Origin of the sequence: Granulicella sp. L46 (assembly GCF_009765785.1) — a bacterium.
Classification (GTDB): Bacteria; Acidobacteriota; Terriglobia; order Terriglobales; family Acidobacteriaceae; genus Granulicella.
In genome coordinates this window covers 537,011-553,980 of sequence record NZ_LMUT01000003.1, presented here as the reverse complement: position 1 = coordinate 553,980, position 16,970 = coordinate 537,011, and the positions used below count along the sequence as shown (strand labels likewise).

The 16,970-nt window shown below is 59.9% G+C and carries 10 protein-coding genes; 7 read left to right on the top strand and 3 right to left on the bottom strand.

All coding sequences use genetic code 11. The features are described 5' to 3' along the window. Positions 1 to 339: 339 nt before the first annotated feature. Complete coding sequence (locus GSQ80_RS03240) at positions 340 to 1,248, top strand: PhzF family phenazine biosynthesis protein (protein WP_158786054.1); 909 nt, start codon at positions 340 to 342, stop codon at positions 1,246 to 1,248. 678 nt (positions 1,249 to 1,926) lie between these two features. Continuing rightward, positions 1,927 to 2,367 carry a response regulator gene (locus GSQ80_RS03235; protein WP_158786053.1) on the top strand — a complete coding sequence of 147 codons (441 nt, stop codon included), beginning with the start codon at positions 1,927 to 1,929 and terminating at the stop codon, positions 2,365 to 2,367. A 370-nt stretch (positions 2,368 to 2,737) separates the two neighbouring features. Here the strand turns inward: GSQ80_RS03235 and GSQ80_RS23220 are convergent, their stop codons facing one another. Next, positions 2,738 to 5,851 (bottom strand): ATP-dependent DNA helicase RecG, encoded by a 3,114-nt coding sequence (locus GSQ80_RS23220; protein ID WP_254059405.1) that lies wholly within the window; start codon positions 5,849 to 5,851, stop codon positions 2,738 to 2,740. 478 nt (positions 5,852 to 6,329) lie between these two features. Here GSQ80_RS23220 and mreC point away from each other — a divergent pair, with 478 nt between their 5' ends. The 4 genes from mreC (at position 6,330) to rodA (ending at position 11,219) form a co-directional block, all read left to right on the top strand. After that, positions 6,330 to 7,604 (top strand): rod shape-determining protein MreC, encoded by a 1,275-nt coding sequence (mreC, locus tag GSQ80_RS03215; RefSeq protein ID WP_254059404.1) that lies wholly within the window; start codon positions 6,330 to 6,332, stop codon positions 7,602 to 7,604. Positions 7,605 to 7,619: 15 nt separating this feature from the next. After that, on the top strand, positions 7,620 to 8,144 hold the full coding sequence (mreD, locus tag GSQ80_RS03210) for a rod shape-determining protein MreD (RefSeq protein WP_158786052.1): 525 nt from the start codon (positions 7,620 to 7,622) through the stop codon (positions 8,142 to 8,144). A 68-nt stretch (positions 8,145 to 8,212) separates the two neighbouring features. After that, positions 8,213 to 10,111, top strand: coding sequence for a penicillin-binding protein 2 (gene mrdA, locus GSQ80_RS03205; RefSeq protein WP_158786051.1), 1,899 nt, complete (start codon positions 8,213 to 8,215; stop codon positions 10,109 to 10,111). A gap of 4 nt (positions 10,112 to 10,115) precedes the next feature. After that, entirely contained in the window at positions 10,116 to 11,219 is a 1,104-nt protein-coding gene (rodA, locus tag GSQ80_RS03200; RefSeq protein ID WP_158786050.1) for a rod shape-determining protein RodA, read from the top strand. A 54-nt stretch (positions 11,220 to 11,273) separates the two neighbouring features. On the opposite strand, the gene GSQ80_RS03195 is transcribed toward rodA, so the two are convergent. Further along, the gene (locus tag GSQ80_RS03195; protein ID WP_158786049.1) at positions 11,274 to 11,594 is read right to left on the bottom strand and encodes a VOC family protein; all 321 of its coding nucleotides are present in this window, start codon (positions 11,592 to 11,594) and stop codon (positions 11,274 to 11,276) included. A gap of 695 nt (positions 11,595 to 12,289) precedes the next feature. Here GSQ80_RS03195 and GSQ80_RS23610 point away from each other — a divergent pair. Then, complete coding sequence (locus GSQ80_RS23610; RefSeq protein ID WP_158786048.1) at positions 12,290 to 16,015, top strand: Rne/Rng family ribonuclease; 3,726 nt, start codon at positions 12,290 to 12,292, stop codon at positions 16,013 to 16,015. Positions 16,016 to 16,097: 82 nt separating this feature from the next. Here GSQ80_RS23610 and GSQ80_RS03185 read toward each other — a convergent pair whose 3' ends face one another. Beyond that, the gene (locus GSQ80_RS03185) at positions 16,098 to 16,946 is read right to left on the bottom strand and encodes a CPBP family intramembrane glutamic endopeptidase (protein ID WP_158786047.1); all 849 of its coding nucleotides are present in this window, start codon (positions 16,944 to 16,946) and stop codon (positions 16,098 to 16,100) included. Between the last annotated feature and the right edge of the window lie 24 nt (positions 16,947 to 16,970).

Below are 16,970 nucleotides of genomic sequence, written 5' to 3'. Positions count from 1 at the left end.
CCACCCGGCTGAGCCTTGGGTGGGTCTTGATGTTCGTTTCTTGACGCTTTGCTATCGTCTCGATTCGCTCATCCGCTCACCCGTGTGGGGCCGCAGCAACAGCAGCAACCACAGCAGCAGAGCATCGAGTTGGAGACGGTCAGTGTCATTGAGTTGAGTGCTTCTAAACTTAGTACCGCCGCGGGCGCCTAGCGCCAGCGTAGAAGCAGTTTCGCTTCCCTTGCGGTTGTTGATAAGGTACGGCGGCGCGTTATCGATGTCAAGACCGGCCCAGGTCTGGACTCCAAAAGGTGGTTGCTTGCGGCGTCTGCACTTAGCTGGGTCACATAGGATGGAAACATGCCACGTACGCTTGGATATTCCGTCCTCGATGTCTTCGCTGAGCGCCCGCTGGAGGGCAATGCACTGGCTGTGTTTCATGATGCGTGCGGGTTGTCCGATGACGAGATGCAGCGGATCGCTCGCGAGACGAATTTGTCTGAGACGACGTTCATTTTTCCGAGTGACGCGGAGAAGGAGCAGCGCGAAGGTGTGCGGGTTCGCATCTTCACCACGCAGGAAGAGCTGCCGTTCGCGGGACATCCGACGTTGGGTACGGCTACGTGGTTGTACTTGAACCATCCGACGCTGCGTGGCGCGGAGATGATTACGCTGCGATTGAATGTGGGGAGGATTACCGTTCGCTTTGATCAATGTGATGAAGGCGATGTTGGTGTGCGCGCGACGATGACGCAGAAGGATCCTGTGTTTGGGGCGACGCATGATCGAGCGGAGGTTGCGCGCGCGATCGGATTGAATGCCGATGATCTCTCGGTAGAGTATCTGCCGCAGACGGTGTCGACGGGTGTGCCGTTTTGCATTGTGTTGCTCCGGTCGGTTGAAGTTTCGCAGCGATTGCAATTAGTGCAACAGGAGGCGCAGGTATGGACAGCGAGGAATGATGCGCAGTTTTTCTATTGCATTGCGCCGTTGGCGCAGGAGGCGGGTGGGGCAGATTGGCATGCGCGCATGCAGTTTTATTCAGGAGAGGATCCAGCAACGGGATCGGCGGCGGGCTGCTGCATTGCGTGGCTGGTCAAGACGGGACTGGTTTCATCTGGGCGTGAAGTATTGATTGAGCAGGGGATTGAGATGCAGCGGCCGAGTCGGATTGGGGTGCGGGCGACGCTGGAGGGGGAGAGGGTTCACTCGGTAGAAGTTTCGGGACGCACCATTTCTGTGGCAGAAGGACGGTTTTTCCTGCCCTGAAAACGGGAGTTTTCCACAAGGGGAGAATCGCAAACGCCAACAGGGACAAGCAATGCGTCGCGGCGGTGGAAGCGCCACTCCAAAGTAGCTGGATTTTCGCTAAAAATTCACTGTTGCCATGGGGGGTGCGGCTCCGTATGCTCAGCAAATCGTCAACGAACCAAGTGATTCCGAGACGCAATTTTTCGCCTGATTTACCGACAATCTGTGTGATAGCAAAGCGCCAACAGGCGTTCTCTGCGCTGCGATGAAACCTTCGTAAGGCCGCGCGCTGTAGAGAATCTTGAGGGTGGCTGGGCTATTGCGAGCTACGAACCAGTTCTTTGGGGGAATCCCAACTTGAGCTGTAAAGAGGCACTGCTTTCACGATGGTTGTGAAGCGGTGGGGAGGCTTTTTGCGCCTTTTCCACGGCAATCCACACTATCCACAGCAGACGCACGGTCAGCGCTTTGGCGCGATCGATGTGGCCTTTTTGCGGGGAAAAGGCTGTATCGCGGCAAATTGAAACGCTCAATCCGAGCGGAGGATGGATGCGCCCTTTTGGCGCAAACGATTCCGCTCGGCTCCCAGCAACGGAAGTACTGCGCCTCGTAAGTCATTGATTTGATTTGAAGAGCGCCGCCTAACTTGAACTAAGTCAACTAAAAAGCCGGGGACCACCGGCATGGAGAGAAACGATGAGACCTCGCAAGACGATTTTGTGTGTGGAAGATAACGAACAGGTGCTTTCGGTGAGGAAGTTTTTGCTGGAGACGAGGGGATATCGGGTGCTGGCGATGAGTACGGCGGCCGAGGCTTTGGAATATCTGCAGGGGGCGGCTCAGGGGTCGGTGGACCTTTTGATGGCGGATCTGATATTGCCGCAGATGGACGGTAATGAGCTGATTCGAAAGGCGAAACAGGTTCACCCTACGTTGCCGACGCTGCTGGTTTCGGGAACGGTGACTAGCTTTGACCGGGCGGCTGCGGCGGACGCGTTTCTGCCTAAGGGGGCGTGCACGCCGGCGGAAGTGCTGGATAGGATTCGGATCCTGGTGGCGCGGAAGCGGGGGCCGAAGAAGCAGGTGCAATCGGTTGGTGTGGAAGCGGCTCCGGTGCAGGTCGCGATGGCGAGTTAAGCCCGGAAGTTGTGAATTTGGTGTATGACTGAGCCCGGTTTCGGGTTACGCAGCGACTTGTTTAGCCTGGTTTCGGGACACGTATTGTGGGTTTTGGGAGTGGGTTTGGGTGGGGGTGGGTCATTTGACCCACCCCCCTCTCGCTTGCTGCCTGGGTGGAGAAAAACGGGCGCGCTTTGCGCGAGAAGCAGGTTCCTCTCTGCGTTCGGAATGACAGCCAGAAAAGCAAGATCAAAGGCAAAAGAAGAAGCAGATTCCCGGAGGGAATGACAGAAAGAAAAGCAAGGGCAAACCTTAGGGCTAAAGCCCAGATCTCTGCGGAGGTATGAAACCCGAGGCTGAACCCTCGGGGTACCTGAGCGTGGTGGGGTTAGGCTTCGACTAGGCCGTAGCGGCGTTGCCATTGTTGCTTGAGGCGGGACCAGACTGCGTCGATTTCGGGGCGGGGCATGGTGGGGTCTTCTTGTTCTGCGAAGTGGGCGGCTTCCTGGCGGGCTAGTTCGAGGAGGTCTCGGTCGCGGGCTAGATTGGCTACTCGGAATTCGGGGAGGCCGGCTTGCTTGGTGCCGAAGAATTCTCCGGGGCCTCGTTGTTGGAGGTCTAGTTCGGCTAACGCGAAACCATCCTGGGTTTGGACCATGGCGTTGAGGCGTTGGTCGGCTTCGGGGGTTACCGTCGCGGCGGTGATGAGGATGCAGAAGCTTTTAGCGGCGCCTCGGCCTACTCGTCCGCGGAGTTGGTGGAGTTGCGCGAGGCCGAAGCGGTCGGCGTGTTCGATGACCATGACGGTGGCGTTGGGGACGTCGACGCCTACTTCGATGACGGTGGTGGAGACGAGGACGTCTAGCTCGCCACGCTTGAAGCGGGCCATGGTGACTTCTTTGTCGTCTGCGGACATGCGGCCGTGGAGTAGGCCGAGTTTGAGGCCGGCGAGGGGGCCGGATTGAAGGTCGTGGTGCATGTCGGTGGCGGAGCGGAGTTTGGTGGTCGCGCGTTTGGATTTAGAGGGTTTAGGCGATCCGGATTGGGTCGGGCCTTCAGCCCTCAAGGGATTCTTGAGGGACAATTTCGAGGAGCGTTGCCCCTCGCTGGTATGGGGCCGCGCCGTTGGCGCTAAGGGTTCGGAGTCGTCGAACTTGGCGAAGTCTAATTCGGGTTGGTCGTCGGTGGCGCCTTCGATGATGGGGTAGACGATGTAGGCCTGGCGGCCGGCGGCTACTTGCTTGCGGATGAAGTCCCAGACTTCGGCGGAGCGCTCTTCGGGCATGCGGCGGGTTTGGATGGGGGTGCGGCCCGGGGGGAGCTCGTCGATGATGGAGGCTTCGAGGTCGCCGTAGAGCGTGAGGGCCAAGGTGCGAGGGATGGGGGTTGCCGTCATTACTAATACGTCGGGTTCGCTGTACGTGTCGTGTGCGGGGGTTTGGGTGGCGGAAAGGGGCGAGCTTGCTTGCTGGTGCGGGCTGGCTGGCAGGTCCTTCGGCTGCGCGCTGCGCGCTTCGCTCAGGATGACAGAGTCCTGCGCGGACGGCGAGGGGCTTTGCGTGGTGGTGTTTGCAGTGGTGGTTGCGAAGGATTCTCTGGAAACCCGGGTCCCAGGAGCGGGACCTGGGGCACCCGATTCTGGGAGGGGCGTGGTGGCGGTGCCAGTGTTGGGTTTGCGCATTAGTTGGAAGCGCTGTTGGACGCCGAAGCGGTGTTGCTCGTCGACGATGACGAGGCCGAGGTTGGCGAAGTCTACTTTTTCTTCTACGAGGGCGTGGGTGCCGATGGCTAGATCGATTTCGCCGCGGAAGATGTGGGCGCGGGTGTCGCGCTTTGTCTTGTCGTCGAGCGAGCCGGTGAGAAGGCCGATGCGGTAGGGGCGCTTTGTGCGCGGTGAGATTTTTTCGCTGAGCAGTTTGCGCGCGGAGAGGTAGTGTTGCGTTGCCAGGATTTCTGTTGGCGCCATGAGAGCTACCTGGTAGCCGTTTTCGATCGCTATTAATGCTGCTTGAAAGGCGACGATGGTCTTGCCGGAGCCTACGTCTCCTTGCAGGAGGCGGCGCATGGGCTGGGTGCGGCGCATGTCGTGGACGATTTCGCCTAGAACTCGTTTTTGGGCGGCGGTGGGTTTGAAGGGGAGGATTTGTTTTAGGGCTTCGCGGACTTGATCGTTGGTGACGAAGGCTGTGCCCTGGCGGTTGTGAAGCTTGCGGCGTTTTAGTTCGAGGCCTAGTTCGAGGTAGAAGAACTCTTCGAAGATGAGGCGGCGGTGCGCGGGGGTGCGGGCGGACATGAGGTCGGTCATGGAGGTGCCGGCGGGGGGAAAGTGGAGGTCGCGAAGGGCTTCCATGCGGGTGGGGAAGGCTAGGCGGTTGCGAAGGGACGTGGGGAGGGTTTCGTCCTGCGCGGACGGTGAGGGGCTTCGCGTGGTGGAAAGGGGCGGGCTTGTCTGCTGAGGCTGGCGGGCTGGCGGGTCCTTCGGCTGCGCGCTGTGCGCTGCGCTCAGGATGACAGAGTTTGGGTGATGCGAACGAAATGCAGGGGTCTCTCCACTACGGCCTGCGGCCTCCGGTCGAGATGACGAAGTTTGGGTAGCGGGTGCGGGTCTAGATGACGAGGTTTGGGTGGCGTGTGCAGGTGCAGATGACGAGGTTTGGGAGAGAGGTTCGGATTCGGCCAGGTCTTTGAAGATGGTCCAGAGGATTCGGCGGGTCCAGCGGGAGGTTAGTTTGGCGCCCCAGGGAGTTTTGCCGCCCAGGGATTCGTAGACGGGGACGATGCGGCCCATTTCGAGGAGGATGAATTCGGCGTCTTCTCCGGTGGCGTTGTCGTCGGGCAGGATTTCGAAGGTGGGCTGGATCATTTTGAAGCGGGTGGTGCCGGGGATGGCGCCGAGGGCGTTACCGCTGCGGCTTCCTTCTAACTTGCCGTAGAGGGCTATTTTTTGGCCGGCGTGGAATTTGTCTTTTAGATAGGTGCCGTGGAACCACATGCACTTTACGGTTTCGAGGATGGGGCTCCGCCCCGGGGCTAAAGCCCCACCATTTTTATTGCTGGATATGAGACCCGAGGCTGAAGCCTCGGGGTACCCGATTTGTGGTGAGGCGATAGGGGATTGGCCGATTTGTGGTGAGGCGATAGGGGATTGGCCGATTTGTGGTGAGTTGGAGGAGCCCGGGGCGAACGAGGGTGGAGGCGCGAGGAGGCCTTGCATGGCGGCTTCGCTGTTGGGGTCGGGCGGGGTGATGCCTACGGTCATTTCGAAGATGGGGCCGGAGCGGGTGCGGAGGAGGGTGGTGCCGCGGACTTCGCCGATGAGGGAGGCCATGTCGCCGGGGTTGTAGAGGCTGAGGGGCTTGGGGTGGAGACGGTCTTCGTAGCGGAAGGGGAGGTGGTAGAGGAGGTCTTCGATGGTGAGGATGCCTCGATCGGCTAGGCCGGCGGCGATGCGGTCGCCGATGCGCTTGACGAATTTTACGGGCGTGGAGAGCTGGAGCGGCATCGGGTTTGATGGTAGCAGCGGAGGTTCTGCGAAACAGGTTGGGTGGGCGGGTGGTGGTGGTGGTCGTGGAGAAGGCACAGCGAGGGGGCAGCGAGCGAACAGCAGATTCCCAGAGGGAATGACAGAAAGAAAGGCAAGGGCAGAAACAAAGGCAGATTCCCAGAGGGAATGACAGAAAGGAGGGGAAGGGCAAGAACGGGAGACAGCAGGTTCGCTCGCTCCGCTCGGAATGACAATTTCTTTTAGAAATTGTCCAAAGAAAGGCAAAGGCAAAGGCAAGGGCAAGGGCAAAGGCAAATGCAAAGGCAAAGGCAAATGCAAAGGCAAGGGCAAGGGCAAGGGCAAAGGCAAGGCAAGGTCAGTGCAAGGGCAGGAGCAGATTGGGCGGGGTGGTAGCTGCGGAGGTACGGTGGGGCAGAGTTGTGGCGCGGGCGGTGGTCACAGATGAAATGATCGGCTAATGAAATAATGGAGGAGCGTGCGGGAAGTCGCTGCGCGCGGTTGCTGCGTCACGATGGACTCATTCTTTTACCGATTTCGAAATCCGCTGGTGTTGATTGCGATCGTGCTGATGCAGGTGATTGCGCTGGCGATGCAGGTGCAGCGGCCGGGGAAGGACGCGGATGTGCCGGTTAGTGCGCGTGCGATGGAGGACGCAGGGTCGGCTCCGGATGGAAAGCATGTGTCGTTGCTGAGACGGTGGACGGTGACGGCGATGACGCCGCTGGAGACGGCGGTGCATTCGTCGAGTGTGAAGGTGCGGGGAGCGTGGGGAAATTATGTCGACCTGCTGCATACGCGGCAGCAGGATGCGGCGTTGAAGCAGGAAGTGGCGCGGCTGCGGGTGGAAGAGGCTTCGTTTGCCGAAGACGCGGCGCAGGGGCGGAGGTTGCAGACGCTGCTGGATTTCAGACAGCACTATGTGACGAGCACGGTGGCGGCGCAGGTGATTGGGACTAGCGGGTCGGAGCGGTCGCATGTGCTGTATCTGGATAAAGGTTCGGAGGATGGGCTGAAGCCGGAGATGGCGGTGATTACTCCGGATGGTGTGGTGGGGAAGATTCGGGATGTGTTCCCGCATACGTCGCAGCTGTTGTTGATCAGCGATTCGTCGTCGGGCGCGGGGGTGATTTTGGCGTCGACGCGGATACGCGGGATTGTGAAGGGCACGGCTACGGGGCGCGTGGAGATTGATAATCTGACGGCGGATTCAAGGATTAAGGTGGGGGAGTTGGTGGTGACGTCGGGTGGAGATCTGGTGTTTCCGCGGGGGCTGCCGGTGGGGACGATTGAGTCGATTGCGCCGGACCCGCTGCATCAGCCGTATACCGCGATTGTGATTAAGACGGCGGCGAATTTGAATCGGCTGGAAGAGGTGCTGGTGATTACAGGGACGTCGGCTACGTTGCCGCCGACGGCTGCGCAGGATGCGGCGACCGCGGAGGCGACTCAGGATGCAAATCAGCGGGCTGCGGATTTGATTGCGGAGAAGCTGCCTGGTTTGCATACGGATGGGGATGCTGCACCGGGAGCTGCGGGGACGCCTGCTGTGGGGGCTGATGGGAAGCCGGTGTCGGATGATCCGGAGAGCCAGGTTGGCGGGGCTGTGGGGTATATCAATTCGGGGCTGCCGAGGCCGAAGCCTGCGGTGCATCCGGACAAATTTACGCCGGGGACGGTGCCGCCGGCTACGGAGTTGACGCCGGGTGCTCCGGCGTCGCAGCAGGCGCCGCAGAAACCGCAAGAGCAGTAGAGATGGGCGAGGGCGATGGCAGAGCGTAGTTATACAAGCCGCGAAGAACTGGACCAGTACGGGTTCCATCCGGGAGTGACTGTGATGGCGCCGCTGGTCTGCATTCTGCTGCAGGCTATGCTGCCTAAGACGTTTCCCTGGCTGATCCATATTGATTTGCCGCTGATTGCTACGATTTTTTTTGCGGTGTCGCGACGGAGCCCGATTGCCGGAACGGTGACGGGCACGCTGATTGGGTTGTTTCAGGATGGGTTGACGAATCATCCGTTTGGGGTGGATGGGATTGCTAAGGGCGTTGTGGGATATGTGGCCGCTAGCATTGGGTTTGCAGTGGATGTCGACAACATTATTAATCGCATTGGGCTGGTGTTTACGCTGAGTATGGCGCAGAGCGGATTGCTGTACGTGATTGCGCATTGGCTGCTGGGCGATGTGTCGTATCGGTTTCTGCCGGTGGTGGAGCTGATTTCGGCGGCGGCGAATTGTGTGGTGGCGATTCCGATGTTTGCGGTGCTGGATCGGTTCCGCATAAGAGACTAGTTGTCAGTTGTTAGTTCTCAGTTGTCAGTTGTTCGAGCGTAAGGTTTAGAAAGGGAGCGGCGAAGCGGATGGATATGGGCGGCATCGATCGGCGGGAGAAGTTGTCGGCTACGAAGCTGCATGTGTCGCAGTACGTGGTGGCGGCGGTGCTGGTGGTGCTGGGTTGCTGGCTTTGGCGGCTGCAGATTTTGGGGGCGGACCAGTATCGCGTGCTGGCAGAACAGAATCGGGTGCGCAAGGTTCCGGTGTTGGCGCCGCGGGGAAAGATCTTTGATCGGTATGGACGGATTTTGGTGGATAACTATCCGTCGGTGACTTGCTTTTTGGTGCGGGAACAGCAGAAGCAGCTGGATACGGATCTGCCGTTGATTGCGGAGGGACTGCATATTCCGCTGGAGCAGATTCAGGCGACGCTGCGGCACTTTCAATATGCGCCGAAGTATCAGCCGATTCCGCTGAAGCAGGATATTACGCCGGATGAGCAGGCGTTTATTGCGGCGCATCGCGATGATCTGCCGGAGCTCGAGACGCTGGATACCGAGCGGCGACTTTATCCGAAGGATGGGTTTGCGGCGCACTTGATTGGGTATGTGGGCGAGGTGAGCGAAGCGGATCTAAATGATGAACGATTCGCTGCGTATCAGCCGGGCGATGTGGTGGGTAAGTTCGGTGTGGAAGAGACGTATGATGGGACGCTGCGCGGGATCGATGGTTCGCGCGACATCATTGTGAACTCGCACGGCAAAGAAGTGGGGCAGATGGGGCAGGAGCTGGCGGTGCCCGGCAAGGACCTGCATTTGACCATTGATCTGGATTTGCAAATCGCGGCGGAACGAGCGCTGGAGGGGAAGAACGGCTCGATTGTCGCGATGGATCCGCATACGGGAGAGATTTTGGCGATGGCGTCACGGCCGGCGTTCGATCCGAACCAGTTTTCGGTGCGGCTGACTTCGGCTTATTGGAAGAGCCTTATGGACGACAAAAACCACCCGATGATGAACAAGGCAATCCAGGCGCAGCTGCCTCCGGGGTCGACGTTCAAGGTGGTGATGACGCTGGCGGGGCTGCAGGAGAATGAGGCGCAGGATCTGCATGTGGCGTGCAACGGCGGCGCTACGTTCTATGGGCACTTCTTTGGATGCGACAAGCACCATGGGTCTGTGGACATTCATAATGCGCTGCCTTACTCGTGTGACACGTTTTATTACACGCTGGCGAATAAGCTTGGGATCGACAAGATTTCGAGCTATGCGCACAGCGTGGGGCTGGGACAGAAGACGGGGATTGATCTGCCGGACGAGCAGGCAGGCGTCGTGCCAAGCCAGGAATGGAAGCTGAAGACGCAGCATGACAAGTGGTATGCGGGCGAGACGATTTCAGTGGGGATTGGACAGGGGGCGACCCAGGCGACTCCGATACAGTTGGCTCGGGCGCTGAGTGGGATCGCGTCAGGCGGAGTGTTTGTGAGGCCGCATGTGCTGATGCCGGGTCAGATTTCGAGCGAGGAACAGAGCACGATCGATCAGGAGTTTCCGGGCTCGGGCGTGGCACATATTTCGATCACGCCGGAGAACTGGCAGATCATTACGGACGATATGGCGAACGTGTTGAGCCCAATCGGTACGGCGGCGGCGGCGCACCTGGACGGCATTGACCTTGCGGGAAAGACGGGAACGGCGGACATCGTGGCCGGGCGTCAGAAGAACAGCTCGGACAAGAGCACGCTGCCGCATTCGTGGTTTGTGGGGATGACGCCGCGGAGGAATCCTGACATTGTGGTGGCGGTGTTGTGGGAGCACGGGTATTGGGGGAATTACTCGGCGATGCTGGCGGCGCAGGTGATTGATACGTATGTGACGAAGCAGAGGAAGGGGTCGGGGAATTTGAAGATGGAAGAGGTGGCGGTGCCGAAGACCGAGGCGCCGAAGACGGCGGGGGATGTTGGGGCGGCGCCTAGCGCGGAGTGAGGAAATGATTGGATCGCGGTTTCGGGATTTCGACTGGATGCTGCTGGGCATTGTGATGGTGCTGTCGGTGGTGAGTGTGCTGGAGATTCGGTCGGCTACCGAGATGACGAAGTTCCATGGGTTCCAGCAGAAACAGCTTGTGTTTCTGGGCGTGGGGCTGGTGGGGATGTTTGTCTTTGCGCTGGTGGATTATCACCGGCTGCTTCAGATTTCATACTGGGCGTATGGGGTCAGCATTGTGTCGCTGCTGGCGGTGAAGGTGGTGGGGACGAAGGTGCTGGGTGCTCGGCGATGGATTAATCTTGGCGGCGGGATTCACTTTCAGCCTTCGGAGTGGGTGCGGCTGGTGTTGATATTGGTGGCCGCGCGATTCTTCTGGGACATTGTGGAGAATGGGCGCGATTTGAGTTGGAAGGATATTGGCAAGGCGTTTCTGCTGATTGGCGTGCCGCTGATGCTGGTGTTGAAGGAGCCGGATTTGGGGACGTCTCTGACGTATCTGCCGGTGCTGGTGGTGGGGCTGTTTCTGGGCGGGATCAAATGGAAGCAGGCCGGGATTTTGGTTTTGGGGTTGTTGCTGGTGGTTGGAGTGGGGCTGTGGTCGGGCAAGCTGCTGAAGCCGTATCAGAGGCAGCGGCTGACGGCGTTTATGAATCCGGATAGCGATCCGATGGCTTCGGGATACCAGATTAAGCAGTCGCTGATTGCGGTGGGGTCGGGTGGGCTTTGGGGCAAGGGGCAGAGTAAAGGGACGCAGACGCAGGGAGACTTTCTGCCGATTCCATATACCGATTTTATTTTTGCTGCGTTCTGCGAGGAGCATGGATTTATTGGGGCGATTGGGGTGCTGCTGCTTTACTTTTTGATTTTGGTGCGGCTGATTCAGAATGCGCAGACGGCGGCCGATCCGCCAGGAAGTTTGATCGTGATGGGGATTGTGGGGGTGTTGCTCTTTCAGATCGCGGTGAATATCGGGATGTGCGTGGGGCTGATGCCGGTGACGGGGATTCCGCTGCCGCTGATGAGCTATGGCGGGTCGTCGATTATCTATATGTTTTTGGCGCTGGGGATCGTGATGAATGTACGGATGCGGCGGTTCGTGAATTGAGGCAGAGTGTAGAAGGTAGAGTGTAGAGCGTAGGGATTGAAATCGGAGGCGTGGTTAGGGTTTGCGCTCGGCCAGGTTGAAGACGAGGTTGTAGGGGTCGCGGATGTAGCAGCGGGGAATGGCGGGGTTGTCGTCGATGATTTCGCAGCCGGCGGCGAGGAAGTCGCGCTTGGATTGTTCGAGGTCTTCGACGAAGAATTCGAGGACGGGGCCGAGGGGTGGGGCTTCCTCGAGGTAGAGGCGGAAGGCGGTGGCATCGAGGCCGATGAGGTTGGCTCGGCGGAGGAAGATGGTGAGGCCGAGGTGGCGCTGATAGAAGCTGGTGGCGGCGCGGAGGTTGGTGACCTGAAGGATGATCTCGGGGGAAGCGGGCATGGAGGGTGCCTCCGGTGGGGATGGGAGAACTGTAGATGCGGGGTACCGGGAAAGCAATGGGGAACTGTTGGGTGCCAAGGGTTTAGACGGAATTGAGGGGCGGAGAAGCAAAGTGCCAAGTTTTGGTGCATACTAGAAGCAGACGATCTGCCATAGGGCTGATCGGTTACAGGGACTGCGGCACGGATGCGATGATTTTTCCCGTTGCAGCGGTTAACAAGTTTTAGCAACAAGACTTTTAGAAACAAGATTTTGAGAAGGCCGGCCAGGCGCGGATCAACTTCCGATGGCCGGACAGGTTTTGAGAATGAACGTAAACGGACGGTTAACGGCCCCGCCTCAGGTTGAGGTTGCGTTGGTCACAAACTCCGTTGACGGCATGGTGTCGAGGGGCAGAAACAGTGGGCCCACGACAGGCGGTACAACACTGGCAAAGTTTTCTCCCGGTTCCGGCACGCGGATGCGCGAAGAGCGCAGGATTTTGTGTGCGGGAAGGCGTGCTGTAGCGGGCGCGCACGGGTTTGGAATAGCTCCAGTCTCCGCGACTCATGTTTACATGGCTCAAGTTCTGTCCGTATCGCAGGAGGCTGCTGCAGGGAGCTAACGCAGTGCGTTAGAGCTTGTGCAGCGCGATCTTCGCTTGTTCTGCCAGAGCACGCCGGCTTGAGAGCCGGGTGCGAGGAGAAAGCAGAGCAATGTCGAAAGAAATTTATATATCCAGCACGCCCCATGAGACGCGGCTGGCGATTGTCGAAAAAGAAGAACTCACAGAGATTTATTACGAGCGCGAGAATGAGTACACGCTTGCAGGCTCGATTTACAACGGGCGTGTGACGCGCGTTCTGCCGGGCATGCAGTCGAGCTTTGTGGATATTGGGCTCGAGCGCGATGCGTTCCTTTACATTACGGACTTTATGGAAGAGGCCGGAGACGCTGCGGACTTTGATGGCGCGGCGTCGGGTGGTGGGGATCGTGCGCCTCGGGGTGAGCGGCCTCGGAGTGAGGGTCGTACGGAGGGACGCAGTGAGGGTCGCGGCGAAGGCCGTGGACGCGGGCGGCGCGATGGGCGCGATCGGGATCGTGGAAACCGTGAGGCGGTGCCGGCGGATCGCGGCGCGGAGAGCCCGGTTGAAGAGGCTCGGAGTTTTGCTCCGGTTGAGGATGAGGTGCTGGATGCGGCGCCGCGTGCTGGGGAAGAAGATGAGATTGGTGAGGGTGCTCCGGGTGCGGATGGTCAGCGCCGGTGGCGTGGACGTCGTGGACGGCGGCGGGGACGTGGGGTTGCGGGTGAGGCTTCGGCAGAGGCGCCAGTTGGGAATGAGGCGGATGAGTTTGGCGTAGAGACTGCTGCGCCGCGCGAGGTTGCTCCTCGTGAAGTTGCTCCTCGAGAAGAGGTGCGTTCGGCTGAGCGTCGGCCGGAGTCGCGTGAGGTTGGCGGCGATCGGGGTGGTGAGCGCGGCGGCCGTGATCGTGGTGGTAGAGATCGTGGTGGACGGGATCGCGGCGGCCGTGATCGTGGCGGTCGTGACCAGGGTGCGCGTGAGGCTTCTGGTGCGCGTGAGTCTGGTGGACGCGATTCGCGGCTGGATTCGGTGCGGGAGCGGTTTGCGCCGCGTGGTGCGCGGCCGGGTTCGGCGGACGATGAGTTTGTCGATCTGAGTGCGTCGGCGGGATCGCAGGCGGAGCCGTTTATTCTGCCGGGCGAGTCGCTGTCGAAGTATCGGCGGGGAGAGAATGGCGCGGCTGCGGAGCCTGCTAAGGCGTCGGGTTCAACGATTGCTGCGAAGCCTTCAACTGAAGTTACGCCGCTGGTTGGTTGGGATGGCGGAGCGGTGTTGCCGGGCGAGACGTTGCGGGCACGTGAGCCGCGGGGTGGTGAGTCGCGCGGCGAGTCGTCGTCGAGCGAGAGCCGTGGTGGAGATCGTGATCGTAATGATCGTGGAGACCGTGGTGGACGTGGACGGGATCGCCGGCGTGGACGCGATGAGCAGAAGGGACGCGGGGGCGAGCGCAAGGACGCACCGCGGACGGAGTATCGTGCGGAGCCGCGCGGGATCGATCCGGCGGAGGCTGTGATGCCGGCTGTTAGCTCGGCGCATGATGTGGCTGAGCGTGAGTATGAGCCTCAGTATGCGGGGCAGACGGATTTGGCACCGGTGGAGGCATTGGAGCCGGCGGCTGAGCATGAGGCGGAGTTCGAAGAGGCGATTTCGTCGGTGCATGATGCCGAGTTGCGGGAAGCTGTTGAGCTCCCGGAGCCGGAGTTTCATGAGACGACGGCGGAGTATGAGCCGGAGGAGAATGCGTCGGCTTCGTTCCGTGTGGACCCGGCGGGTGCGCGGGAGTTTCGGCAGAGCGGCACGGTGGAAGAGCCGGTTGCGGAGACTGTCCACGAGCCGGAGTTTACGAGTCTGCAGCCTACGGGTGAGCTGATCTCGGAGGTGGCGCATGCGGAGATTGTGCATGCTGATCCTACGGCTCCGATTGAGCATGAGGCGGTAGTGCAGTCGGTGCATGCGGCCGAGGCGGAGACGCCGGTGTCGATTGAGGGCGAGCGAGTGCACGCGCAGGACGCGGCGCAGGGATTTGCGCCGGGCGATGGGCAGCTTGAGGAAGAGCTGCTGGATGAAGAGGACGCTGAGATTGGGTCGCTGCATGCTGGCGCGTTTGATGATGACGTCGAGGAAGAGACGCTGGAGGGTGCGGCCGATTTGGGCAGCATGATTCGCGACATGACGATCGATGACATTACGGGTCTTGAGCCGGCTGAGATTGATGAAGAGGACGACGAGGACGAGGACTTCGACGACGACGGAGAGGATTTCGAAGAAGACGAGCTCGCGTCGAATGGCGAAGAGGATTTCGTCGAAGAGGAAGTTTCGGGAAGCCAGATCAGCGAGGCCGAGGAAGAGGAGTTTGCGGAGGCCTCGAGCTTTGATGAGAATGGCGATGCGCGCCCGGCCACGGTAGAAGGTCAGCCGGTAGTGCGTGACGGCGAGCGTGAGGGTGGTCGCGAAGGCGGACGCGAGGGTGGACGTCGTGGGCGTAGAGATGGACGTCGCGGGGGACGTGATCGTGAACGCAGTGGAAGCGGCGAGCGCAGCAGCAGCAGCGACCGCGGTGGCGAGCGTAGTTCGCGCGATGGCCGTGGCATGGCAAACTCGCGGCCTCGTGGCGGCGGACGGGATCGTGGCGGACGGTCGATGCAGTCGACGAACCTGCCGGCGATCAGCGACCTGCTGAAGCCGGGGCAAGAAGTCCTGGTGCAGATTGCCAAGGAGCCGATTGCGAAGAAGGGTGCGCGCATTACGTCGCACATTGCGTTGCCGGGACGGTTCCTGGTGTTCATGCCGACGGTGAATCATACGGGCGTGTCGCGGAAGATTGAGTCGGACGGCGAGCGGCGGCGGCTGAAGGAGATTCTGCTCAGCGAGAAGGGTGACGCGCAGGGCGGCTTTATTGTGCGCACGGCGGCGGCTGGAGCGAGCGAGGAGGAGTTGCGGAGCGATCTACGGTTCCTGCTCAACCTGTGGGCGGATATCAAGACGCGGTCTGAGTCATCGAAGAGCCCGGCGTTGATTTATCACGATTTGAATCTTGTGGAGCGGATTCTGCGTGACCAGGTTACGGATAATTTCTCCGCGATCTGGGTGGATACAGAGGATGCATATGAGCGCGTGCTGCGGTTCCTGCAGAGGTTCCAGCCTAGCTTGATTCGGCGCGTGAAGCTTTATACGAAGGACACGCCGCTGTTTGAGCAGTTCGGGATTACCGAGGAGATTAATACGGCGCTGCGGTCGAAGGTGTGGCTGAAGTCGGGCGGATCGATTGTGATCAACCAGACGGAGGCGCTGGTGGCGATCGACATCAATACGGGCAAGTATGTCGGCAAGACGGCTCGGCTTGAGGACACGATCGTGAAGACGAACTTGGATGCGATTCCTGAAATCGTTCGGCAGATTCGGCTGCGCGACTTAGGTGGAATTATCATCATCGACTTCATCGATATGGATGAGCGGAAGAATCGGAACAAGGTGATGGCTGCGCTGGAAGACGAGCTGAAGAAGGATCGCGCTCCGTCGAAGGTGCTGCAGTTCAATGATTTTGGACTGGTCGCGATTACTCGGAAGCGCGTGAAGCAGTCGCTGGAACGGACACTGTCAACGACCTGCGGAATTTGCGCTGGCACGGGTATGGTGAAGTCGCCGGTTACTGTTTGCAATGACATCTATATCGAGATGCGGAAGATGCATAAGCTGATCGAGAAGGGTGACATTATGCTGCGCGTGAATCCGGAAGTTGTGAAGCAGTTGAAGACCGGCGGAGCGAAGTGGCTGCAGGAGATGGAAGAGATGTCAGGCAAGACGATCCTGGTGAAGAGCGATCCTAGCCTGCATCCGGAGCAGTTTGATATCCACTAAAGGCAGGGTGTAGAGGGTAGAGTGTAGAGCGTAGAGAAAGACGAGCGGCGACCTTACGGTCGCCGCTCTTTTGTTTGCGGGTTCAGGAGTTCGTCGGTGGCGGGATGCGGGTCCAGATGGGGGGCTGGACGCGGTTGCGGCTAACGACGCGCCAGAGAATGAGGGACGCGGCTGAGAGGCAGACTAGGACAGCGATTAGGGAGGCCTCGGGACCGAATTGTCCGCCGGTCAGAATGTTTGGGCCATGCAGGGTTCCGGTGAAGAAGCCTTTGGCGGCGCCGGTTCCTGAGACGCTCATGCCGTATACGTTACCTTCGGTGAAGTTCCAGGCAGCGTGGAGACCGATGGGAAACCAGAGGCGTCGGGTGAGGGCGTAGGCGGCGCCGAGAAGCACGCCGGCTTCTACGGCGATCGCGATGGAGCTGACGATGGTTGCGCCGGGATTGAAGGCGTGAGCGGCGCCGAAGAGGGCTGAGGTTATGGCGAGAGCCCACCAGGTGCCGGCTAGTCCTGCGATCAGGCGAAAGAGAAAGCCTCGGAACATGATCTCTTCGATGATGCCCGCCGAGAGAGCAGCGATAATGCCTGCGCCTAGCCTGGATGCAGAGCCCCAGCCGTTTGGGTGGTAGACGGAGAAGGCCCAGAGGAGAAGCATGGTTGCGGAGAAGAGGCAGAAGCCGAGGACGAGGCCGCCGGCGAATTCGCGGAAGCCTCCGGTGTTGTCGAACTCGGTTAGGTGCACGCGTTCGATGAGGCGAGTTCCGCCGAGGTAGGCAGCTAGCATGATCGCGACGGCTAGGAGGTTGAGTATGCGATTGGGCAGGTGGCCGTGAGCGAGCACCTGTAAGGCAATCAGGAGCCCGATGGCGATGGTGAAGTTCAGGAAGCCGAGGCCGAATTGTTTGAGTGCGTGTTTGGTATCAGCGCGCATGGGTTTCCTTCGTTCGGAGATGTG